This is a genomic window from Clostridium sp. D46t1_190503_E9 (assembly GCF_015555225.1).
Lineage (GTDB): Bacteria > Bacillota > Clostridia > Clostridiales > Clostridiaceae > Clostridium.
In genome coordinates, this window is record NZ_JADNKB010000004.1 from 118,637 (window position 1) to 142,176 (window position 23,540).

Annotated in this window: 19 protein-coding genes and 2 pseudogenes; 18 read left to right on the forward strand and 3 right to left on the reverse strand. The window is 27.8% G+C overall.

Going from position 1 to position 23,540, the window contains the following annotated elements; genetic code table 11:
* Positions 1-480 precede the first annotated feature (480 nt).
* The 4 genes from I2E83_RS06005 to I2E83_RS06020 all read left to right on the forward strand — a co-directional run bounded on the left by I2E83_RS06005 (position 481) and on the right by I2E83_RS06020 (position 3,714).
* Positions 481-1,191 (forward strand): Fic family protein, encoded by a 711-nt coding sequence (locus I2E83_RS06005; protein ID WP_195429015.1) that lies wholly within the window; start codon positions 481-483, stop codon positions 1,189-1,191.
* A 384-nt stretch (positions 1,192-1,575) separates the two neighbouring features.
* Positions 1,576-2,655, forward strand: coding sequence for a conserved phage C-terminal domain-containing protein (locus I2E83_RS06010; protein ID WP_195429016.1), 1,080 nt, complete (start codon positions 1,576-1,578; stop codon positions 2,653-2,655).
* A gap of 447 nt (positions 2,656-3,102) precedes the next feature.
* Entirely contained in the window at positions 3,103-3,324 is a 222-nt protein-coding gene (locus tag I2E83_RS06015) for a DUF1659 domain-containing protein (protein ID WP_195263708.1), read from the forward strand.
* Positions 3,325-3,495: 171 nt separating this feature from the next.
* Positions 3,496-3,714 carry a DUF2922 domain-containing protein gene (locus I2E83_RS06020; protein ID WP_195263709.1) on the forward strand — a complete coding sequence of 73 codons (219 nt, stop codon included), beginning with the start codon at positions 3,496-3,498 and terminating at the stop codon, positions 3,712-3,714.
* A gap of 94 nt (positions 3,715-3,808) precedes the next feature.
* Here I2E83_RS06020 and I2E83_RS06025 read toward each other — a convergent pair whose 3' ends face one another.
* Positions 3,809-5,002, reverse strand: coding sequence for an ROK family transcriptional regulator (locus I2E83_RS06025; RefSeq protein ID WP_195429017.1), 1,194 nt, complete (start codon positions 5,000-5,002; stop codon positions 3,809-3,811).
* 755 nt (positions 5,003-5,757) lie between these two features.
* On the opposite strand from I2E83_RS06025, the gene I2E83_RS06030 reads away from it, so the two are divergent.
* The 14 genes and pseudogenes from I2E83_RS06030 (at position 5,758) to I2E83_RS06095 (ending at position 22,488) form a co-directional block, all read left to right on the forward strand.
* Positions 5,758-7,110, forward strand: a complete 1,353-nt coding sequence (locus I2E83_RS06030; protein WP_195263711.1) for a PTS sugar transporter subunit IIC — start codon at positions 5,758-5,760, stop codon at positions 7,108-7,110.
* Positions 7,111-8,892 carry a beta-galactosidase family protein gene (locus tag I2E83_RS06035; RefSeq protein ID WP_195429018.1) on the forward strand — a complete coding sequence of 594 codons (1,782 nt, stop codon included), beginning with the start codon at positions 7,111-7,113 and terminating at the stop codon, positions 8,890-8,892.
* A gap of 112 nt (positions 8,893-9,004) precedes the next feature.
* Complete coding sequence (locus I2E83_RS06040) at positions 9,005-10,324, forward strand: PTS sugar transporter subunit IIC (protein ID WP_195429019.1); 1,320 nt, start codon at positions 9,005-9,007, stop codon at positions 10,322-10,324.
* A gap of 136 nt (positions 10,325-10,460) precedes the next feature.
* Positions 10,461-11,360, forward strand: a complete 900-nt coding sequence (locus I2E83_RS06045; RefSeq protein ID WP_195429022.1) for a haloacid dehalogenase-like hydrolase — start codon at positions 10,461-10,463, stop codon at positions 11,358-11,360.
* A 125-nt stretch (positions 11,361-11,485) separates the two neighbouring features.
* Entirely contained in the window at positions 11,486-11,803 is a 318-nt protein-coding gene (locus I2E83_RS06050) for a PTS sugar transporter subunit IIB (protein WP_195263715.1), read from the forward strand.
* Positions 11,804-11,887: 84 nt separating this feature from the next.
* A complete protein-coding gene (locus I2E83_RS06055; RefSeq protein ID WP_195429024.1) occupies positions 11,888-12,208 on the forward strand; it encodes a PTS lactose/cellobiose transporter subunit IIA in 321 nt (106 codons plus the stop codon).
* A 403-nt stretch (positions 12,209-12,611) separates the two neighbouring features.
* Positions 12,612-12,848 carry a DUF3791 domain-containing protein gene (locus I2E83_RS06060; RefSeq protein ID WP_195429026.1) on the forward strand — a complete coding sequence of 79 codons (237 nt, stop codon included), beginning with the start codon at positions 12,612-12,614 and terminating at the stop codon, positions 12,846-12,848.
* Positions 12,845-12,970 (forward strand): annotated as a pseudogene (locus tag I2E83_RS06065) (DUF3990 domain-containing protein); the annotation flags it as partial. The gene I2E83_RS06060 and the pseudogene I2E83_RS06065, both read left to right, overlap by 4 nt.
* 59 nt (positions 12,971-13,029) lie before the next feature.
* Entirely contained in the window at positions 13,030-13,233 is a 204-nt protein-coding gene (locus I2E83_RS06070) for a hypothetical protein (RefSeq protein WP_195429029.1), read from the forward strand.
* A gap of 34 nt (positions 13,234-13,267) precedes the next feature.
* Positions 13,268-13,526, forward strand: a pseudogene (locus I2E83_RS06075) (hypothetical protein); the annotation flags it as partial.
* A gap of 399 nt (positions 13,527-13,925) precedes the next feature.
* On the forward strand, positions 13,926-15,902 hold the full coding sequence (locus I2E83_RS06080) for an FUSC family protein (RefSeq protein WP_243249586.1): 1,977 nt from the start codon (positions 13,926-13,928) through the stop codon (positions 15,900-15,902).
* 428 nt (positions 15,903-16,330) lie between these two features.
* A complete protein-coding gene (locus I2E83_RS06085) occupies positions 16,331-19,390 on the forward strand; it encodes an endo-1,4-beta-xylanase (protein ID WP_195429033.1) in 3,060 nt (1,019 codons plus the stop codon).
* A gap of 321 nt (positions 19,391-19,711) precedes the next feature.
* A complete protein-coding gene (gene nifS, locus I2E83_RS06090) occupies positions 19,712-20,836 on the forward strand; it encodes a cysteine desulfurase NifS (protein WP_207738486.1) in 1,125 nt (374 codons plus the stop codon).
* Positions 20,837-21,381: 545 nt separating this feature from the next.
* Positions 21,382-22,488 carry an XdhC/CoxI family protein gene (locus tag I2E83_RS06095; protein ID WP_195429035.1) on the forward strand — a complete coding sequence of 369 codons (1,107 nt, stop codon included), beginning with the start codon at positions 21,382-21,384 and terminating at the stop codon, positions 22,486-22,488.
* Between the two features lie 230 nt (positions 22,489-22,718).
* Here the strand turns inward: I2E83_RS06095 and I2E83_RS06100 are convergent, their stop codons facing one another.
* Both I2E83_RS06100 and I2E83_RS06105 read right to left on the reverse strand, forming a co-directional pair.
* Positions 22,719-23,177, reverse strand: coding sequence for a YhcH/YjgK/YiaL family protein (locus I2E83_RS06100; RefSeq protein ID WP_195429036.1), 459 nt, complete (start codon positions 23,175-23,177; stop codon positions 22,719-22,721).
* Positions 23,167-23,349, reverse strand: a complete 183-nt coding sequence (locus I2E83_RS06105) for a hypothetical protein (RefSeq protein ID WP_195429201.1) — start codon at positions 23,347-23,349, stop codon at positions 23,167-23,169. Before I2E83_RS06105 ends, I2E83_RS06100 begins: the two co-directional genes overlap by 11 nt.
* Positions 23,350-23,540: the final 191 nt, after the last annotated feature.

Here is a 23,540-nt window from a genome sequence, read left to right on the forward strand (position 1 = left end):
GAGGTCCTTTGTTTTGTTATATATTAATTAGAGGATTGTGTAAAATATGGAGATCTATATTATATAGATATGCATCTTCACTCTTTTTTAGTAAAAAATCTAGAGCAAAAGTATTTTTAAAGAAAGTGGGCCTCTTTGAGCCCCATAAGCACCTCAGGGAATAAACCAGTTCTTCTTTAAATTACAATTTAATATAATTCGTATAGAGTAAACAGATGATGATATAAAATCATCTTTTTTTAATCAAGCTGTATACTTAGCACTCCAGAAACAACACCCTGGAATAGAATAGTTCTCAATTATCTGATGACTTGTAGCTAATGGGAGGTCATAAGAAAAATTAAATAAGGGAACTTTTTATTTTATAAAAAATTTAGATAGGGTATAATAAATATAATAATTAATATTTAAGGTAAGATAAGTAATTAAATTTAATATAGAATATATAATGAAATTTATTAATGAGGTGTAGAGAAGATAATGAAGAATGAGTTTTATCATAGATTTTTAAAGGTGTTAAAAGAAACAAAGGGAATTCACAATTCTTTAAATGAAATTTTAAAATACGATTTTATATATCATTCAAATAAAATAGAGGGGAGTACATTTACAACAGAAGCGCTTCAACTTTTATTTGAAAAAAATATAGTAATGGGAGTTCATTCTTTAGATGATGTTCAAGAAACTGTTAACTCTTTCTATACTTTTGATATGGTATTAGATAAAATAGATGAAAAACTCACTTTAGAAATGATAAAAGAATGGCATGCTAGTTTAATGTATAGAACAAGATTGTATGATATGGGGTTAGCAGGAGTATTTAAAAAATATCAAAACAGAATACTTGGAGCTAAATTTGATACTGCGAATCCTTGGGAAGTAGAAGAGAAGTTGAATGCAATTATAGAAAATTTTTATAGTTTAAAGGAAGTTACAATTTATGATATAGCAAAATTCCATTTTGAATTTGAATGTATACATCCATTTCAAGATGGGAATGGTAGAATAGGTAGATTTATATATTTAAAGCAACTGTTAGATAATAGGTTAGATTTAAAATATATGAATGGTGAATCTTCAAATGAATATAAAAGGGCCTTAGAAGAATCAACATTGGATAATATAAAACCATTAGTTGATTATATAGAAATGCAAAAGGATTTTATAAAAGAGAATGAAAAAATGTTTTAGTATGTGGGTTTCAAATCGCCCCACAAGCCCCTTGGTCAAATTTTTTATATTTAGTGATAAATGAATATCTACTTAAAGTTGGAAATTTTAAAGGACCTCGCGAAACGTGAGGTCCTTTGTTTTGTTATATATTAATTAGAGGATTGTGTAAAATATGGAGATCTATATTATATAGATATGCATCTTCACTCTTTTTTAGTAAAAAATTTAAATCAAAAATATCTTCATAAATCTTTAAAATTTTAAAATAACTGCATATGCAATAAGAAAAAAATTTTAAAAGTTTTTTCTCAATTTTATTTTAATTTGGATATCTATTTAATGAGTGATATTTAAAAGTTATATTTAGAGAATTTTAAAAGTTATATTTAGGAGGATTTTAATATGCAATTTTCATTTTTAGGTTTTTCAGTTAAAAAGATTATGGAGTTTGGTTTAGATATTAAAGATTTAGCTATTCTTAGGTACTTTGCTGATTTTAAAGATAGTGGAAGAATGAATTATGAAATTATAGAAGATGAAAAATATTATTGGGTTAGCTATCAAAGTTTTGCTAAGGAAATGCCTTATTTAGGATTAGAAAAAAGAACAGTTATGGCTAGGATGTTAAAGCTAAGAGATATGGGAATTTTAAATCATTACACTAAAAAGGAAGGGGGAACCTTTTCTTATTTTAAGCTTGGAAATAAGTTTTATGAGCTTTTTGATAATAATAAAAATGAGGCTCAACCAAATAATGATGCAAAAAGTAATTGTAATAAACAAAGGGATGATGATATTAAATATAATAATCATAATCAAGAAACTAATGTTGATAATAATAGTAATTATGGCACTATCAATAATCTAGGTATTAGTAATAATTATGGTAGCAACAATAACTATAATATGAAAAACAATGTCCAGGGTGTCTTTGAAAATGATGATACTATCAATAAAATAGATGAGGAAAATTATTGTGATGATGAGGTTGTCTATAAAAATGATACAAGGTTATCTACAGAAAATGATAAAGGGTGTACTTTAAAATGTTCAACAAAGACTAATCTATTAAATAACTCATCTACTATAGATTCTAATTTATATAAACATATAGAGAAAGTTAGAGAAATAATAGCATATTTAAATTTAAAGGTTGGAACTAAGTATAAAGAAAATAATAAAGTAACTATTATGTTAATCAATGATAGACTAAATGAAGGTTATAGTATTGATGATTTTAAAGAAGTTATTGATAAAAAGGTTAAGGTTTGGAAAAATACTGAGTTTGAGCAATATCTAACTCCTAAGACCTTATTTGGTGATAAGTTTGAAGTATATTTAAATCAAAATATCATAAAAGAAGCGAAGAAGGAAAATACATTTATAGATTATAGAGAGCCTAGGAAGTTAAGATTTAATAACTTTAAGGGTAGAGACTATGACTATGTTGATTTAGAGCAGAAATTATTAGGGTGGGCATGATTCTAGTAAATTATCAATAGAAATGGGGGGATAATTAGATATGTTTCATAAGCTAAATAGTTTTGTAAAGAAGTACTAGCCTCACTATATGCTTATTCCACATAGCCTATTTATCTTAGCTAACTTATATTTCTTAATTATACTAATATGAAAGAGGAAATATTAGTAGTTAATATGCATTTAATCTATGCAGGCTTAAGTACAGGAGCTTTCACACTAAGTTCAGTTGAAGCATACTACACGTTACAATATGTCCAACGTCTGCTATGTAAAATTTTAAATTTGCTTATGAGAAGTACTATTATTCAAAAACTACTTAAGGATTTTTCACATTAATTTCTTCATTCTTTAATTATTATAACTTTCAGCTTATAAAAATTAACAAGTTTATATAACATTTTAAAAACTTCTCATAACTGCATATATAGTAAATGGGAGGTGATTAATATGGCAAATTCAGTTTTAGTAGGAAATGCTTTAGAGATTAATTATCAAGTTGGTGTTAATTCTAAGGGAAAAGATGTATTCAATAAGCAAAGCTTTAAGAATGTATCTGTAGATGCAACTGATGATAAATTAGTGGAGTTATCAGATGCAGTTGAAAAGCTTATGGATTATTCAGTAAGCACAATTAAGAAGCAACAAACTTTTATGCTAACAAGAGGCTAATTGGCTTTGCAACTTAAGTATTATTAAGACAAGCTCTGAGTAATACTTAATAAAAATCAGCTAAGGCTAATGAACTTAATTCATGACAGAATAGCTAGGATCACGAAAGAATGTGCATAATAAAAAGATGTTGCTAGAGTAATCTTAAAATTGGGGAAAGGGGGATTTAATATGATAGAAAGAACTGCTAGAATGGGGTTTAAAGATGTTGCAGGCAAAAAGACAAATCTGACTATTAAGGATGTTAAAGAAGATGTTTTGGATGCTGACATTTCTGCTCTTATGAATTCTGTAATAACTAATAAGTTATTACAAACAGAATCAGGAGCTCTTGTTGAAATGGTGGAAGCTAATGTAATAACAAAAGAAACTAAGAAAGTTAATCTTTAATATAGTAAAACTAAAGGGAGTCGCGAAACGCGACTTCCTTTATATTTTCAAAAAAATGTACTATAGAGTAAGGCTACTAAGGTACAAAAACTTATTAGTCCAATTTAATTAAAAGTTTTGACACACAAAGAGCAGCAGCAGCTAAAGCACCATTATAATTATTATATTCCTTAATTAAAATATCTTGTTTTATATTTTTAGAAAGCAAGTTAATATTTTGTCTTAATAATTCTTCTAATAGATTTTTTAATAAATCTTCATTAAACAACTCTCCATGAATTATAATTTTACTTGAATCAATCATCATTGATAAATTATTAATTGTAATTGAAAGATAATTAATTGCAGAGTTAAGTATTTTTATAATTCCTTCGTCTCCTAACCTATAAGCTTTTAATATAGTTTCTATGGTAATTTTATTTCTTTCAGATACTAATTGTTTCAAATATGTAGTTTCTGAGTTATCAAAGAGTATTTGAGATTTTTTAATAATCCAAGCTTCACTTCCGTATGTTTGAAGACATCCTCTTTTTCCACATTCACATAATTCACCATTCGGATGAACAACGATATGTCCTATTTCTCCAACAAGAAAATTATCCTTGGCATAGAGTTCACCATTGTACATATATGAGCAAAACATTCCTCTACCAACATGGAAGAATATAAAATTATCATCATTGCCATTAAAACTAAATAATCTTTCTGATAATGTCATACATTTAATATTATTTTCAAAGTAGATTGGTAAATCGAATCTTTCTAATAGTATTTTTATATCGAAATTTTTCCAAAATGAATTATTACTAATAATTGATTTATTAACTTCATCAAAATGGCCAGGAAGGGCTATACCTATCCCTTTCGGATTATAGTTTGTACAAGAATCTATAAAACTACTTAATTCATTAATATAAAATTCTTCACTTAAAATTTCTTCTAAATTAGAATTATCTAATTGAATAGTCTTTTCCTTATAAATTTTACCAATATTATCAGTCAAGCAAAAAGATATATATTTAGGTGATAACTCTGTACCTATATAAAAACTATGATTAGGGGATATACCTAATAATATTTTTTTTCTTCCTGACTTATTTTCTTCAGGTATAACTTCTCCAATTTCATGTATAAGGTTTTCTTGAATCATATTACCAGTAATTTCGCTAACTGTTGCAGGTGTAATTCCAGTTTCGTTTGAAATATCAATTCTAGAAATAGGTCCTTTAGCATAAATTTTATCTAAAATTTTAAATCTTAACTTTTGTTGGTTTTTTGTAAGCTTCATATTGTATCTCCTTTCAATAATAATATTATATAACATTAATTATAATTTAAAAATAAATATAATTATTTTTATTATAAATTATTTTGAAGACAATAAAGAGCCTACAAAAGTATAACTCTATTGATTTAGGCTATATTCACTTTTATATATGATAATATTCACTTAAAAATCTAAAGAATAAAGAGTAAAATTGATTATAAATTATAATTAAAAAAGTTAATAATAGCCAATATATATGTTGACAAATTATTTTTGGTAAATTATACTTTAATCATAATAAATTATAAATTATTATCAATTATATAAAAAAATAGATGAAATGTACTTGATAAATTATAAATTATAAATTATAAATTGTAATTTATGAGAAAAGGAGGGATTATTTAAGTAAAAGGTAGTTTGAATTTTATAAAGGAAGTCCAAGTACATTTAGTTGAGAAAGAGTTATAAATAATTAAGTAATTAAATAATTAAATAATTAAGTAATTAAATAATTAAATTACATTATTTATAGTAATCTAACTATAAATCCTAAGAAAACGATTAAATTGATTTGTATTATAAATATCTTATACTTAACGATAAAGTAATAATTTAGAATTTATAAATATTATCTACAAAAAAATGTGCATTTTATTTAGAAATAGAGAGAAATGATTAGGATTTATTTCTATTGTAAGAATTAAGTTTAATCAAATCTATCTGTTTAGAGATGCTAATTTAAATTAAAAAATTTTAATAACAAGGAGATAAAAATGAATAAGTTGATGGAATCTATTGAAAAATATTTATTACCAATTGCTTCAAAAATAAGTAATCAAAAATTCTTAGTAGCTCTTAGAGATGCTTTTATAGGTACAATGCCTGTTGTTATGACTGGTTCAATTGCTCTTTTACTAAATGCATTTTTAGTAGATGTACCTGGACAATTTGGAAATACTTCAATCCCACAAACATTTAGTTGGTTTGTAGATGTAAATAATTTAATATTTAAAGGCAGTTTAGCTATAGTATCGCTATTATTTATTTTTTCTTTAGGTGTAAATGTTGCCAAGATTTATAAGACAGATACACTATCCTCAGGTATAGTTGCTCTTTCAGCTTTTATAATAGCTATTAGTAATTCTATAACTAAAAGTATTCAATTACCTAATGCTGATGGACAAGTTTTATCAGAACTTTTTAAAGGTGTTAAGGATATAGCTGTTGAAGGAAATAATCTTTCTGTTACAGTTAGTGGAATTATCCCTGGAGCACAAATTAATTCAAATGGTTATTTTACTGCAATTCTTATTGGTTTTATAGCTTGCATTATCTATAGTAAATTAATGAATAAAAACTGGACAATCAAATTACCTGATACAGTACCACCAGCTATTGCAAAACCTTTTATGTCAATAATTCCTGGTTTTGTTGCATTATATGTTGTAGCTATATTCGTATATGCATTTAATAAAATTACTGGACAATTATTAATTGACTGGATATATAAAGTACTTCAAACTCCATTACTAGGTTTATCACAAAGTTTCATTGCAGTTATACTTATTGCATTCTTAACACAATTATTCTGGTTCTTTGGTATTCATGGTGGAAACGTTATGGCACCAATTATGGAAGGCTTATTTGGAATTACTTTATTAGCTAATATGGAAGCTTTTCAAAATAATCAACCAATTCCATATTTATGGACAAGCGTATCTTATGGAGCATTTGTATGGTATGGAACATTAGGTTTATTAATAGCAATATTCTGGAAATCTAGAAATAGTCACTATAAAGAAGTTGCTAAATTAGGTATAGCTCCAGTTTTATTTAATATAGGAGAGCCTGTTATGTATGGACTTCCTACAGTTATGAATCCACTTTTATTTATACCATTCTTATTATCACCTTCATTAATGGCAGCAGTTTCATACTTAGCAACAACTTTAGGTTGGGTAGCACCAGTTACTCAAAATGTTACATGGGTTATGCCACCTGTATTATATGGATTCTTCGCTACAGGATTTGATTGGAGAGCAATTATATTATCATTGGTGAATTTAGCAATTTCAATAGTAGTTTACTTACCTTTCGTTAAGATGGCTGATAAGGAGAACATATAGATGTCTAAATTTGAAATAAGAGAAGAGTTCTATATAGATGATAATAAATTTAAAATTTTATCTGGAGCTGTTCATTATTTTAGAATACACCCTTCTCAATGGGAAGATACATTATTTAATTTAAAAGCTCTAGGATTTAATACAGTAGAAACATATATTCCTTGGAATATTCATGAACCATATGAAGGAAAATTTGATTTTGAAGGAATCAAAGATATAGAAAAGTTTATAAAAATTGCTGAAAAGTTAGGTTTATATGTTATTTTAAGGCCTACTCCTTATATATGTGCTGAATGGGAGTTTGGTGGACTTCCAGCATGGCTATTAAAGGATAAAGAAATGAAGCTTAGAAGCTCTGATGATAACTTTATTGAAAAGCTAAGAAATTATTATAATGATTTACTACCTAGATTAGTTAAGTATCAAGTAACTAAGGGTGGACCAGTTTTGATGATGCAAGTTGAAAATGAATATGGTTCTTATGGTAATGAAAAGGAATATTTGAGAATTGTAGCATCAATAATGAAAGAAAATGGGGTAGATGTTCCTCTTTTCACATCAGATGGTACATGGATTGAAGCATTAGAGTCTGGATCATTAATTGAAGATGATATTTTTGTATCTGGAAACTTTGGTTCAAAATCAAAAGAGAATTGTGATATGCTTAAAGATTTCATTGTACAAAATGGAAAAGAGTGGCCTATTATGTGCATGGAATATTGGGATGGATGGTTTAATAGATGGGGAGAAGATATCATTCGTAGAGACTCTATTGACTTAGCTGAAGATGTAAAGGAAATGCTTAAAATAGGAAGTATTAATCTTTATATGTTTAGAGGAGGAACAAACTTTGGATTTATGAATGGTTGTTCTGCAAGAGGAAATAATGATTTACCACAAGTTACCTCCTATGATTATGATGCGATATTAACGGAATGGGGTAATCCAAGTGATAAGTATTATAAATTACAAAAGGTTATGAAATCACTATATCCTAATATAGAACAATTGCCTCCAAGGAAAAGAATATTAAAGAATCTTGGCAGCTATAAAGTTGATGGTACAGCTAATCTTATGTCTATTGTTTCTGATATATCGAAAGAAGTTAAAACAGTATATCCTAAAGGCATGGAAGACTTAGATTGTAACTATGGATACATGCTATATAGAAGCAAAATTAAGAATTATCATCATGATGAAAAATTAAAGGTTATAGATGCTTCTGATAGATGCCATGTATATATTGATGAAAAACTTATTGCTACTCAATATAAGGAAGAAATAGGAACAGAGGTTGAGTTTAGTAGTGAAAATGAAGTTATAAATGTTGATGTATTAGTTGAAAATTTAGGTAGAGTAAACTATGGACATAAATTAAATAGTCCTACTCAAAGAAAAGGGATAAAGGGCGGAGTTATGATAAATAATCATTTCCATAGTGGATGGGTTCAATATCCATTATACCTTGATGAAGAGATGATTTCTAAAATTAAATTTGAAGAAAATTCTTTAGATAAAGTAGAAACTCCAATGTTTTATCATTTTACTGTTGAACTAAATAATATTAATGATACTTTTATTGATTGTTCTAAATATGGTAAGGGCTCAGTATTTGTTAATGGCTTTAATATTGGAAGGTATTGGTCTAAGGGACCTATACAATATTTATATCTTCCATCTGGTTTTCTTAAAGAGAAGAATGAGATTATTGTATTTGAAACCGAAAATATCATAATAAGAGAGCTTGAATTTGATGACAAACCTATTTTTTTAGATTTGTAATTAAATAAAAAATTTAAGTTTTAAAACATATAATCACATAATATTTATTTATTTCTAATGTTTAAATGGTATAGAAATTATTTTGATAAATATTTAAAAAGGAGAGGTTAATATGAAAAATTTAAATGAGTTTCTTGAAGAAAAAATGTTACCTATAGCTGCTAAGTTAGGGGCAAATAAAGTATTAATTTCAATACGTGATGGTATAACATTAAGTATGCCACTAATTATTATTGGTTCGTTATTCATGATAATAGCAAGTTTTCCAGTTAAAGCATGGACTGATTGGTTGACAGCTGTAGGAATTGATTCTTATTTATGGAAGGGGGTAGATAGTAGTTTCGGATTAATGGGTCTAGTAGCAAGTTTTGGAATTGCAAATAGCTTAGCTCGTCAAAATAAAGTTGATGGTGTTTCAGCAGGTATTGTAGCATTATCTTCTTTTATAATTGTTACACCTTTTGTAAAGGGTGAAACAGGTACAGGTATACCAGTTGGCTATATGGGAAGTAAAGGTTTATTCGTAGCTATGATTATTGGTATTGTTTCAGCTTTAATTTTTAGCTGGTTTATAAAGCGTGATATTCAAATTAAATTACCAGATTCTGTGCCACCTGCAGTAGCTAGAAGCTTTAGTGCTTTAATTCCAGGTGCAGCTATTATAACTTTATGGTTAGTTGTTTTTGCGATTCTTGATAGAGTTAATATTGGTAATATTCATGATTTAATGATGATAGTTTTAGGAAAACCACTAGGATTACTTGGTAATAATATATTTGGAACAATTATTGCAATTCTATTAAATAGTTTATTCTGGTTTGTTGGTATCCATGGAGGAAACGTTGTAAACAGTATTCTTCAACCTATTTGGTTAATGAATTCAGATGCAAATCGTTTATTATTCCAAGCTGATAGTACAGCTCATTTACCAAATATTATTACACTACCATTTATAGATAATTTCGTATATATGGGTGGCGGTGGAGCTACAATTGGTTTAGTAATTGTTATTGCAATTATTGCTAGACGTAAAAATGCAAGTAAAATGACTAAAGCTATGGCGCCATTAACTTTAACACCAGGTTTGTTTAATATTAATGAACCTGCTATGTTTGGGTTACCAATAGTAATGAATGTTTCATTAATCATACCATTTATTTTAGCACCAGTAGCAAATGCGGTAATATCATATGTGGCAATGTCTTCAGGGTTAGTTGCAAGAACTACAGGTATAAAAGTTTCTTGGACAATGCCACCAATTCTTAGTGGATTCCTTACAACTGGAAATCATATAAGCGGAGCTGTATTACAAATAGTATGCATACTTGTAGATGTAGCAATTTATTGGTTCTTCTATAAAGCAGTTGAAAAGCAAAACTTAGCTTTAGAAGCAGCTGAGGAAATTGAAATTAATAATAGTATAATGAGTTAATAGCTTAAGAAGATAACAGTAAATAAGCTGAAAAGTAGTAAATTAACTTGATATTAATGAAGTTAAAAATAGTTTTTTAAAATAAAAAAGTGAAAATAAAAAATATAATTAGTTAAAGAATTTTGGAGGAGTAGTTATGGGTAAAAGATTAATTAGTGCGAATGCATCGGAGATATTAGAAATGACCGCAGCAGAATTAAAACAAAGTATTAAGGCTAGTGAAGGGAGAACCATTCTTTCAGAGAATGTGGCACCAAGGGAATCCTTTATCGGTGATATTACTAACTCTGAAATTGCTAGGGCTTTTGGAGCAGATTTAATTTTACTTAATTGTGTAGATGTTTTAAATCCAGAAATATTTGGACTAGAAGTTAATGAAGGAAATTTTGTAGATGAGTTACATCGTTTAGTTGGACGTCCAATAGGAGTGAATTTAGAGCCTGTAGATTTAGATGCAGATATGGCGGAAGATATTTTAACTATCAGTAGAGGTAGACAAGCTAATCTTGAAACAATTAAAGAAATTGAAAAACTTGGTATGGACTTTGTTTGTTTTACTGGAAACCCTGGTACAGGAGTTACTAATTCACAAATAGAAAAAACAATTCGTTTATCAAAAAAACATTTTTCAGGATTAATTATTGCTGGAAAAATGCATGGAGCTGGTGTTAATGAACCAGTTGCAGATTTAAAAGCAGTAGAAGGATTTATTGAGGCAGGTGCAGATATTATTTTAGTTCCTGCAGTTGGAACAGTACCTGGCTTTGATGATTCAGAATTAAAAGATGTAGTTAAAATAGCACATAGTAAAGGTGCACTTGTAATGACTGCAATTGGTACCAGTCAAGAAAGTTCAGATGAAGATACTATTAAACACATTGCAATACGCAATAAAATTTGTGGAGTAGATATTCAGCATATTGGTGATGCAGGTTATGGTGGAGTTGCACCTTTTGAGAATATTTTTGCTATGAGTAAGGCAATTCGAGGTGTTCGTCATACTGTATCTATGATGGCGCGTTCAATTAATCGTTGATCATTTAAAGAAAATATATAGAAATTGAAATATATAGAAGGTTAGGTTTAGTTTTAACCTACCTTCTTATATATTACTAAATTTATAAAGAGTTTTTTTAGATATTATAAGAGAGGTGTATAAATATGAAAAAGACAATTATGTTAATATGTGCAGCTGGAATGAGTACTAGCTTAATGGTGACTAGAATGCAAAAAGCAGCTGAGGAGAAGGGTATTGAAGCAGATATATTTGCTATTTCAGCTAGTGAGGCAGATAGTTATTTCACTGAGAAAAAAGTTGATGTATTACTTTTAGGGCCACAAGTGCGTTTTATGAAATCACAATTTGAAGAGAAGGTAGAGCCATTAGGTATTGCAATTGATGTAATAAATATGACTTACTATGGCATGATGAATGGAGAAAAAGTATTAGAACAAGCTTTAAGTTTAATGAATAAGTAGTTTAGCAAGTATTAAAACAAGCTATAAGTTTAATTAATAATCATTTTTGCAAATCAATTAAATTACTTAAAAGGAGTGTTTATTTTGGGAGAACAAATGAATTTAGATGTAATTATGCAGTTAATTATGTTTGGAGGAGATGCAAAAAGTAATGCAATGGAGGCTATTCAAGCAGCTAAAACTGGAGATTTTGAATTAGCAAAAAATAAAATTAATGATGCTCAAGCTTCATTAACAAAGGCGCATCATTCTCAAACACAAATGTTAACTAAAGAAGCTCAAGGAAATAAAACTGAACTTTCATTATTAATGATACATGGACAAGATCATTTAATGACTTCAATGGCATTTACAGATTTAGCAAAAGAATTTGTTGAAGTTTATGAGCATATGAATAAAAAATAATGTATATAACTAAGATTTTATAAAAACCTATAGTAAAACAATTTAATTGTTCTACTATAGGTTTTAATAATTTATCAAGTAAAATTTATTTTGTTCATTTTAGATTAGTTTAACAAGAGACAGGTATGGTAGAGGGAGGCCAATCCACCATGGGTAAAAGAGGTTTTTCGATAAGCTCAATTTAGCGAATTTTGCATATATTAAAATGACCATAGTTTTTCAGAACTATGGTCATTTTGGTTTAATAATGAATAGTAATAGGATATAATATAAGTAGAAGATTGTGCTATTATTAAGAAATTCATAGATATAAGATTGATAGAAATAAGGCGTTAATTTTAAAATTTAAGAGAATATTAGGGAGAGTTTATAGAGCTAAAAGTAATTTAATGAGGGTGATATTTTGATAAAGAGAAATGATATAAATGATGAACAATTATACTTTTCTATATTTTGCATAACTGCATTAAGCCGTAACTTGAATATTATACCATCAGATGTATATAATTTGCTTACTGAAAGAACTAAAATACTAGATGAATATATTATAAAATATTATGACATACTCCATACTCAAGGTGAGGATTATATTGTAAGTGAAATAATAAATTTATTAAGAAGTAAGGGGATTAAAGTATGATAATATATCATGGGTCAAATATGATAATAAAAGAACCCAAGGTAATTAAATCTAATAGAGCATTAGATTTCGGAATGGGATTTTATGCTACAACTTTTAAGGAGCAAGCAGAAAAATGGGCTATTAGAACAAGTGATTACGGAATGTTTAAAGTTTATTGGAATGGAGGAAGTAAAATAATATGAAAATGAATGAGTTTGATGAAATACTAGTAATGCTTATAGATGATATAATAATAAATATTAGTAAATTAAAATCAATAAGTAAATATGAAGCAATGAAATTATTTTACTTATCACCAATAAGTAAATTAATTTATAAAAAGGAAACAGGATTATTTACACAAAGTGCTGCTAGTATAGCATATAGATGTATAGATAATTAACACTCCATAAGTTACTAGGTTAATCCAAGCCTTAAATATAGTAATGGGAACTCATACATTAGATGATGTTCAAGAAACTGTTAAATCTTTTTATACTTTTGATATGGTATTAGATAAAATAGATGAAAAGCTTACTTTAGAAATGATAAAAGAATGGCATGCGAGTTTAATGTACAGAACTAGTCTATATGATATGGGGTTAGCGGTAGTATTTAAAAAATATGAATGGAGAATAATCTGATGAATATAAAAAAGCTTTAAAAGAATCATCAACTAATAATATAGGACCATAAGTTGATTATATAGAGAATCAAAAAAAATTTATTCAAGAAAATGAAAAAAAATTTTAGGAAATTTTATTAAATACACTAAAATGATTTAATAGGTAAATCTTTAAGGGAGGCGTGTTGCACGACTCCCTTTAGCTTTGATTAAACAATTTATCAAGTAAAACCTATGTTAGCTATTCTATTAAAATTTTACAGTAGTAAGGGTAAATTGAGAAGGAGATTTAAAAGTGGATATAATAAGCGATAATTGACAAAATTTTATGAAAAGAATATATTGGTTATATTAAAAAAGAGTATATTTTACATATTAAAAAAAGAGTAAATTATAAAAGAATACAAAAAAAGAATATGAAAAATAATAAAATAAAGAGCAAATATTAGAGGGGTGACGTAAAAGTGGAAATGGTAAAAAGGCAGCTAGTTAATGCAAAAAATGGATTTATAAATGGAATACCCACTATTATTGTAGCTATTAGCTTATTTTTTTCTTTTTTGAAGATATTTGGGACAACTGAAGTAATAATGGTCTCTTTTTTAACAATTTTATTTAGAATGAAATCAAAAGAAGAATTTAATTTAAAAAAATTGCTAAACATATTTTGCATGTTAATGTTGATAGCAGTTTTCTCTTATATTGTAAATTTAAATATAGTATTATGTGTAGCTGGTAATTTAATAGTACCATCTCTTATAGTTTATTTATATACAGATAGCTTTACACCTAAAGGATATTTTGTGTATGTAATGGCATTTGTGTTTTTACAGCTAAGACCTATTACATTTTCAGCATTACCTAAGAGATTTTCTGCATTAATTTTTGGTATGGCAGTAATTACTATAGCATTATTTATAAATTCATTAAGAGATAGACATAAAAATAGTTATGAATTAGCAGAAAGTGGATTGCTTAACTTATCTAATCAAATAAATAAGTTATCTAAAAAGGAAGAGTTAAAAGGTGAGAGCGATGAGCTTAATAGAATAATTTACAAATTAAATAATCTTATATATTCGAGTAGAAATTATAAATATTTAGTAGATAGCTTTGGTTCAACTAATTATTATTTTATGATTGTTTTTCAAAAGTTTCAGTATGTTATAAAGAATATTTATATGATATGTGATGATTTAAATGATAGCGACATTTTATATTTAAAGGAACTAAGTAATCTATTTAAAAAGGTATCAAAAGAGATTAATGAAAAAGACAATGTATCTTTAATAAATTTATTAGATAATTTTCTAGAGGAACAATGCTTTACAAATAAGAAAATAGAAGCTGATATAGCATATATAATTAATATTTTAAATTTGGCATTTTCTAATATGAATAATTCAAATTTTGATAATGTGAAGGAAACTTGGAGAATACCAAAAATGACTCATAAGCTACATGGAATTAAATATAATTTAAAATTAGATAGATTTCAATTACGTTTTGCATTAAGGCTATCTTTTGTACTAACAGCAACTTTCTTAATATCAAAATTAACAGGATTAAATCATTCCTATTGGATTCCTATGAATGCCTTTTTTATGATTGCTCCTTTTTATGAGGATAGTGCAGAGAAAATTAATAATCGTATATTAGGTACAATACTTGGTTCTATTTTAGCACTTTTATTACTTAGTATATTTAACACAGCAAGTGCTCATATTTTAATAATAGTTATAATGACTATATGCATGTATTCAGTAACACCATCAACATGGATAATGACATCATATTCTACTTGTTATGGACTTGCATTAGCTACCTTAGCAATGGATAGAACTGAAGCAATAGAACTTAGATTAGTATATATATTTATTGCAGCTATTATTTCAATTTTAGCAAATAAGTATATATTACCTAATAAGAGTAGTTATGAATTTAAATTAAATGTAAACAAACTAATTAAAATAGATAGAGAAATGGTGCTAATTTTAAGAAAGTCATTAGAAAATAAAGATGAGTTTGATAATACATATCTAAGAGAATTATTAATAAGCTCTAATCAAATAAATTTAGATATTAAAAATTATAAAAAGAAAAATGAGTACGAACAGTGTTTTTACAATAATTTATTAGAAATAAATGAACAACTTATACATGAAATTAGGCAAATTGCTTATACAGTTTTTAATAATGAAGGAATTATGCAAGAAGATAAAAATATAAAAGAAGTCTTGGATAATATAGAAACTATTTTAAATAGAATTCAAGTAACCTTAGAAAGTAATGAATTAACAGTAGATCAAGTTATGTCAAATAAAGCTAAGGATTACGGATTGATTAGTGAGGATTTATATTTTAATAGTATAGTTCTTAACTGCATAGATACAGCAGAAAATATGTATAACCTAGTAAGTGAAAGGTATAAAGGACATACTAAATGATATAAGGCTGAAACTTATAATCTATGGTATAAATGAAATGGAAGAATAGTGAGCATAGGTAAATTAGCTTTAAATATAAAAAAAGATACCTAGAATTAAATGTAAAAAAATACTTAGAATTAAATGTAAAAAAATACTTAGAATTAAAGATATGAAATAAATATTATAGAACCTAGAAAATCCATAGCTTTGGAGAATCTAGGTTCTTAATATTTTGAGAGTAAAATACTACTTTTTATATGAGTTTCATAAAAAGCCATAAAAAATATATAGTATATGGTATAAATTTCAAGTTTGTGAAAAGTATCATAAAATTACAATGAGATTATATGAAATGCTGAAATTTTTACCTATATATTGGTAATTGATACACTAAATACGAATAATAGTTATAATCTACTTTGAAAACGTTTATAAGGAGTGATTTTATGAGAAAAGGAAAAAAAATTAAGGTTGTAAATATTCTTACTGTAATATTTATGACTCTAGGAATTTTTTCAAGTGTATCAATAGATGCATTTGCAAAAGATACCGAAAATCTAATTGAAAATGGCTCATTTGAAGACGGACAGAAAGGAAATATAGTTTCAAATTCAACTTTTGAAAATGGAGTTGAAGGATGGGACAAGCAAGGAACTGTAACACTTGAATCAGTAAATGATATTTTTTATGAGGGAAGTCATAGTTTAAAGGTTTCTGGAAGAGGAGCTGAATGGGCTGGTCCAAGTTATAATTTAACTGAAAAGATGGTTTCAGGAAAAACTTATGATGTAAGCCTTTGGGTTATGTATAATGAAGGAAGTAATCCAGAAGAAACAATAAAAGCAACTTTTAAACCAGGATATGTAACTGTTGGGGAAGTAAAAGCTAAAAAAGGTGAATGGACAGAAATAAAAGGAATAATAAAGGCAACTGAAGATTCGGAAGAAGCAACTAGTATGTATATTGAAGCACCAAATTTAGATTTACCTTTTTATTATGTTGATAATGTTAAAATCGAAGGTGAATTACCAGCAAAGCCAATAGAAATAGAGCAAGATATTCCAAGCTTATATGAAAGTTTTAAAGATTATTTCTTAGTTGGAGGGGCCGTGAATCCAGGAGACTTTGGTAATAATAGTCTTACTGAACAACTTGTTGATAAGCATTATAATATAATGACTGCAGAAAATGCAATGAAGCCAGATGCATTGCAAAAGGAAGAAGGAGTATTTACCTTTGAGCAAGCTGATAAACTAGTGGATTATGCAAAAGCTAATAATATTATCATGAGAGGACATACTTTAGTTTGGCATAATCAAGTTCCAGATTGGTTCTTTCAAGACAAAGATAATCCTGGGAAATTGGCAAGTAAGGAAGTTTTATTAGAAAGAGAAAGAACCCATATAAGAACAGTACTAAATCATTATAAGGAAAAATATGGTACTGCATCTGAAGGAAGTCCAATAAAGTATTGGGATGTAGTTAATGAAGTTATTTCAGATAGTGGAGAATATAGAGATTCGAAGTGGTATCAAATAGCAGGATTAGATTATATAAAGGTAGCTTTTGAAACAGCACGTGAAGTAGACCCTTCACTAAAGCTATTTATTAATGATTATAATATTGAAAGAAATAATGCTAAGACTAATAAATTATATGAATTAGTAAAAGAATTAAAAGCAGAAGGAGTACCAATAGATGGAGTAGGACTTCAAATGCATGTAAGTTCAGATATACCAATGGATAGTATTAAAAAATCTATGGAAAAGTATGAATCTATACCTGGAATAGAACTTCAAGTAACAGAATTAGATGTAAGCATGGGGTTAGAAAATGAAGCTGTAACCCATGAAGTTTTACTTAAGCAAGGAAGATACTACAAACAATTATTTGATTTATTCAAATCTAAAAAAGAAAGTATAAGTGCTGTAGTTATTTGGGGAGTAATTGATGATACTTCTTGGGTTAAAACTTATAAACCATTATTATTTAATGGTAAATATAAAGCAAAACCTGCCTTTTATTCAATAGTAGATCCACAAAATGCTGAAATTAATAGGGAGCAAACACAAGCTGTAGAAGGAAAACCATTAAATAAAGATGATATTATTTGGTCAACAGTAAGAACATTAGATATTAATACTTTCTATGAAGGTTTAGATGGTGCAACAGCAAAAGCTCAAATTATGTGGGATGAGAAGAATTTATACTTAAAAGCATATGTTAATGATAATACTAAGAATAATGACGATAACTTTGAAGTGTTTTTAGATTTAAATAATGATAAAACAGAAGCTTATGGAGATGATGATAAGCATATTACAATTAAACGTAATGAAGCAATTAATGATGAAAATGGATATTTGATTTATAAAGTAATTCCTTTAGATACAGCATTAACTACTGAAAAAGTTATAGGTTTTGATGTTAGAATAAGCGATTATAATGCTGATGGAAGCAAAAATTCAATTGTTGTTTTAAATGATTATTCTAATTCTCAAGATACTAATACAAAATACTTTGCAGATTTAAAATTAGGTAATAAATCTAAAATTGAAGATTCTATTTTTGGAACTGCAATAATTGATGGAAAGCTTGATGAAGCATGGAAAAATGCAAAAGAAATAAGTACAGATGTATGGGTGACAGGCAATTCAGGAGCAACAGCAAAAGTTAAAACTATGTGGAACAACAATAATTTATATGTTATTGCTGATGTTACAGATACAGTATTAAATAAGTCTAATGAAAATGCTTGGGAACAAGATTCAATAGAAATATTCCTTGATCAAAACAATGGTAAAACATCTAGCTATCAAGGTGATGATAGTCAAATTAGAGTTAACTTTGAAAATATGGTTACAGTTTCTGGGTACAAACCAGAAGGTTTAACAACCCAAACTTCCATTACTGATAAGGGATATATAGTAGAACTTGCAATACCATTAACAGAAATTACACCAACAGAAGGAAATATCTTAGGTTTTGATGTACAAGTAAATGATGCTAATGAAGCAGGTGAAAGAACAGGGGTAGCAACATGGTGTGATCCATCAGGTGCATCTTATGCTAATACATCAAGGTTTGGGAATATTAGACTTATTAAAAATGAAGTTAAGCCAGAAGAACCATCAAATCCAGAAAACCCAGAGAATCCAGGAAATCCAGAGAATCCAGAAAATCCATCAAACCCTCAAGTGCCAGAGCAGCCAGGGAATAATAATCCAGGTCCAAAACCTGGTGACAACAATCAAGGTGGAAATCCAGGAGATAATAACTCTGGGGAAAATCCATCAAATCCTGGAGAAAATAATAATGGACAAAAGCCAGGATCTGATAATCAAGAGCAACAGCCAGGAGATACAAATTCAGGTGCAAATGAAAATTTACCAAAAACAGGAGGAAGCAATCCGATATATCTATTAGTTATTGCAACTGTAATAATAGGAGTTGGTGGTTTATTATTTTATAAGGGAAAGAAAGAGAAATTAAGCAAAACTAAATAAAATATTATTATGATACACAAAGGACCTCGCGTTTCGCGAGGTCCTTTATTTGCATTAGATAAATATGAATGAAAGTATGAGACTTTAAGCTAATTCATCTTTTAATGCCCTTATTTACATTAGATATATTCGAATTAATTTCTATTTTTCTGGTGCCTAGGGTATTGTTCTTGAGTTTAGAAAAATGAAAACTACATGTTTATTAAAAATATAGAATATATAATATTAATTTGAATTAAATACAATATATGTTAAAATAAATATAGAGAATTGAATAAAAATAGGGGTGGGTTTTTGGAAAATGACATAATTGAAAAGAAGATGATATATTTAGATCATGCAGCAACAACAGCCATTAAAGATGATGTTCTTAAAGAAATGATACCATATTTAACAAATCAGTATGGAAATCCTTCATCTTTTTATAATCTTGGACGTAAAAGTAAAAAAGCAATAGAAAAAGCAAGAGAGCAAGTAGCATCTGCTATAAACGCTAAAAAGAGTGAAATTTATTTTACAAGTGGAGGAACAGAAGCTGATAACTGGGCAATTAAGGGGATTGCTGAGCACTACAAAAATAAGGGGAAACATATAATTACTTCTGCTATAGAGCATCATGCAATTATCAATAGCTGTAAACGATTAGAAAAAGAAGGCTTTGAAATAAGCTATTTGCCTGTTGATGAATATGGGAAAATATCAATTGAAGATTTAAAAAAAGCTATAAGAAAAGATACTATTTTAATAAGTATAATGATGGCGAACAATGAAATAGGAACTATAGAACCAATTTCAGAAATAGGAGATATAGCCAGAAAGAATAGAATAGTATTTCATACAGATGCAATACAAGCTGTTGGGTGTATTCCTATAGATGTTGAAGATTTAAAAGTTGATTTATTATCAATATCAGCACATAAATTTTATGGTCCAAAGGGTGTAGGAGCCTTATACATAAAAAAAGGTACAGGCATCGATTCTCTTATGGATGGTGGAGAGCAAGAAAAGGGAAAGCGTGGAAGCACAGAAAATGTTGCATCCATTGTTGGTATGGGGAAGGCAATTGAATTAGCAAATAAAAACTTAAATCAATATCAAAAAAAATTATGCAACTTAAGAGATGAAGCTATAATGCATATTTTAAAAAATATACCAAACACAAGATTGAATGGACATGCTGTTGATAGATTGCCAGGAAATGTTAACATTCTCTTTGAGGGAATGGAAGCAGAATCAATGATATTAAAACTAGATAAAATGGGATTTGCAGTATCAAGTGGATCAGCTTGTTCCTTAGGGTTACTAGAGCCTTCACATGTACTTAAAGCAATAGGCTTATCTCATGAAAATGCACAATGTTCACTTAGATTTACATTTGGAGAAGAAAATAATATAAAAGACGTGGAAGATTTAGTAGAAGCGCTAAAGAAAATTTGTAGCTCATAAATTATAAATTTCTAATTAACCTTAATGATATGTATTAACTTTCCGATTTTCGTATAATTTCGAATACAATTCTAAATTTAAGATATCTAAGATGACTAAATTTTTATAACTCGCTGCGCTCAAACAATAAAAATTTTTAACGCCATCTTAGATATCTTAAATAAGAATTGTAGTTTCTCATTATAATAAAATCTCCAATTTAATACATATCATTAATGAGGCTAATTCTTCATTTAATAATTTCAAGCGCAAAATATAGTTTGGCGAAGATAAATAGAATATGCTTATTTCACAGTCTATTTATCTTCGCAACTTACATTGTACTACTAAAAATTATTAAATAAAAAATTAGTAAATTTGATTTACTGAATATAAATGAGCGAATCAAAGTATTAGTGAAGAGTTAATAGTGAACGAGTTGATGGTGTTTTGCTCTGCAAAATTATAAAGTTAAAAATTCAAAAATCCGCAAGGATTTTTTACTTCACTTTTCACTCTTTCATTATTTCACTACTTTGCGCAGCAAAATACTAGGGGGAGATTATATGAGAAATACTTATGGAGAACTTATTAATGAATTGAAAAACAATCATAGTATGGTAATGATGACAAAGCTTTCATTTAAAAGGGGAAAGAAAATAGAAAAAATATTATTAGATTTAAATAAGGTACAATTCTTAAACATTAATAAAGAATTAGATATTGATAAAGAATTAGTCATTGATGGGGAAATTAAAAATTCAATAAATAAGGCAATAGATAAAAGGACTCCAGAACTTATCATACATAATGATGAAGAACAAATTTTAATTGAGCCTTTTTTTCCTGAGGCAAGATTAATTATTTTTGGAGGGGGAAATATTTCAGAGCATCTTGCTGATATAGGCGCTAAAATTGGATTTAAGGTAACAGTTGTTGATGATAGATTGGCCTATGCAAATAGAGAAAGGTTTCCATTAGCAACAGAGATTATTTGCGAAAGTTTTGAAAATGTTTTTGAAAAAATAAAGGTAAATAAAAGTGATTATGTAGCGATTGTTACAAGAGGACATAAATATGATAAGGAATGTCTTAGAGCAGTTTTAAATATAAAACCAGAATATCTCGGAATGATAGGATCTAATAGAAGGGTTCAAGGAATTAAAGAACAATTTATAGAAGAAGGGTATAGTGCAGAGCTACTTAATAGAATATGTTCCCCTATAGGTTTTAGAATTGGGGGAATTACGCCATTAGAAATTGCAATATCTATTATTTCTCAGATTATTGCACAAAAAAGGCTTGGTGTATCAGATATGATAGCTTGTGCAAATGCTAAAAAAAGAACAAATTATTCTGATATGGATATTAAGGTTTTAGAAAATCTTGCAAAAGAAGATGAAGAAAGAAAAGCCATTGTTACAGTAACATCTACAAAGGGTTCTACGCCAAGAGGGGCTGGAGCTAAAATGATTGTCTGGCAAAGTGGAAAAACACTTGGAAGCATAGGTGGAGGATGTAGTGAAGGCGAGGTAATTCTTGCAGCAAGGGATTTAATAGAAGATGAAGAAGAAGGAAGCTTTATAACTATGCAAGTTGATATGACTGGAGATGTAGCTGAAGATGAAGGAATGGTTTGTGGTGGAATAATGAATGTAATTATAGAAGTGTAAGAATGACTCTATGTGTAATTTGTTTGATAATCACACAAAGTTATATATTATTTCAAAAGTTAAGCAAAAATAAGAAGTTATATTCTTAATTATAAGCATTAAATTTATGATATAACAAAGGACCTAACGTTTCGTTAGGTCCTTTGACTTGCACTAAAAGTTAAATAGATTTTTATATGGTTTTAAAATTAAATATTGTAGGGGCTATTCAATAACAAAAGAAATAAGTTTTATAAATAATCAACAGAAATCTTGCAAACTATCTTTTTTATTTGGGAAGGAGAGTTTTTCATAATAGCAACTTTATGAGCATCAGTAGGCCAACAAATCATAAAGTCACCAGGATTTAGATAGTATGTTCCATCAGCATCTCCATTATAAAAGGTAATATCTTTTTCATTATTATAAGGAGTCTGAACTTTAAGTTTATTTATAGAAGATGTAGAAATACCCTCAATACCTTCTAAAATATAATGTACATCGATATATTTTTTATGTGCTTCAAAAATGCATTCATATTCGGGTTTAGAAGTTAGTGATATTTGGTTAGCAAATATTTTATCTTCTTCATAAACAATAGTTGAATTAGGCATATCTTCTATATTAAATTTTGCAAGTTCCTCTAAAATTCCATAAATTATTGAAAGAGATTTATAGTTGTAGATATTTTGTATATTATCAATTATCATAAATACCTCCAAGGTTATTATTTGTTATTAAATTATAAATGGCTCCCATCAATCCAACATTATTACCTAGATTTGCGGAAGTAATTTTTAAATGTCTTTTGAAGCTAGGCATAATCATATCAAATATCTTATTTCGTAGTGGAGTAATAAAATAATCTTCTTGGAAACTCACTCCACCACCTACACAAGTTCCAATGCTAACTAATATTTTAACTAAATCAATATCTGGCTCATTGATTTTAGGAGAATATCTTGTACAACTCCTTAAGGTTGTCCTAACAAAATTAAAAGCACATTTCCAAGCATTTATTCCTTCTTCTTAGGTAGAAATATCAGACATAAGCATAATATAAGGATACTTAT

Bases quoted from the DNA above. Each gene is read 5' to 3' on its own strand.
- I2E83_RS06100 (WP_195429036.1), bottom strand. From the start codon at position 23,177: ATGATAATTGATAATATACAAAATATCTACAACTATAAATCTCTTTCA.
- I2E83_RS06095 (WP_195429035.1), top strand. From the start codon at position 21,382: ATGAGAAATACTTATGGAGAACTTATTAATGAATTGAAAAACAATCAT.
- I2E83_RS06025 (WP_195429017.1), bottom strand. From the start codon at position 5,002: ATGAAGCTTACAAAAAACCAACAAAAGTTAAGATTTAAAATTTTAGAT.
- I2E83_RS06085 (WP_195429033.1), top strand. From the start codon at position 16,331: ATGAGAAAAGGAAAAAAAATTAAGGTTGTAAATATTCTTACTGTAATA.
- I2E83_RS06005 (WP_195429015.1), top strand. From the start codon at position 481: ATGAAGAATGAGTTTTATCATAGATTTTTAAAGGTGTTAAAAGAAACA.
- I2E83_RS06030 (WP_195263711.1), top strand. From the start codon at position 5,758: ATGAATAAGTTGATGGAATCTATTGAAAAATATTTATTACCAATTGCT.
- nifS (WP_207738486.1), top strand. From the start codon at position 19,712: ATGATATATTTAGATCATGCAGCAACAACAGCCATTAAAGATGATGTT.
- I2E83_RS06015 (WP_195263708.1), top strand. From the start codon at position 3,103: ATGGCAAATTCAGTTTTAGTAGGAAATGCTTTAGAGATTAATTATCAA.
- I2E83_RS06080 (WP_243249586.1), top strand. From the start codon at position 13,926: ATGGTAAAAAGGCAGCTAGTTAATGCAAAAAATGGATTTATAAATGGA.
- I2E83_RS06010 (WP_195429016.1), top strand. From the start codon at position 1,576: ATGCAATTTTCATTTTTAGGTTTTTCAGTTAAAAAGATTATGGAGTTT.
- I2E83_RS06040 (WP_195429019.1), top strand. From the start codon at position 9,005: ATGAAAAATTTAAATGAGTTTCTTGAAGAAAAAATGTTACCTATAGCT.
- I2E83_RS06050 (WP_195263715.1), top strand. From the start codon at position 11,486: ATGAAAAAGACAATTATGTTAATATGTGCAGCTGGAATGAGTACTAGC.
- I2E83_RS06045 (WP_195429022.1), top strand. From the start codon at position 10,461: ATGGGTAAAAGATTAATTAGTGCGAATGCATCGGAGATATTAGAAATG.
- I2E83_RS06020 (WP_195263709.1), top strand. From the start codon at position 3,496: ATGATAGAAAGAACTGCTAGAATGGGGTTTAAAGATGTTGCAGGCAAA.
- I2E83_RS06070 (WP_195429029.1), top strand. From the start codon at position 13,030: ATGAAAATGAATGAGTTTGATGAAATACTAGTAATGCTTATAGATGAT.
- I2E83_RS06035 (WP_195429018.1), top strand. From the start codon at position 7,111: ATGTCTAAATTTGAAATAAGAGAAGAGTTCTATATAGATGATAATAAA.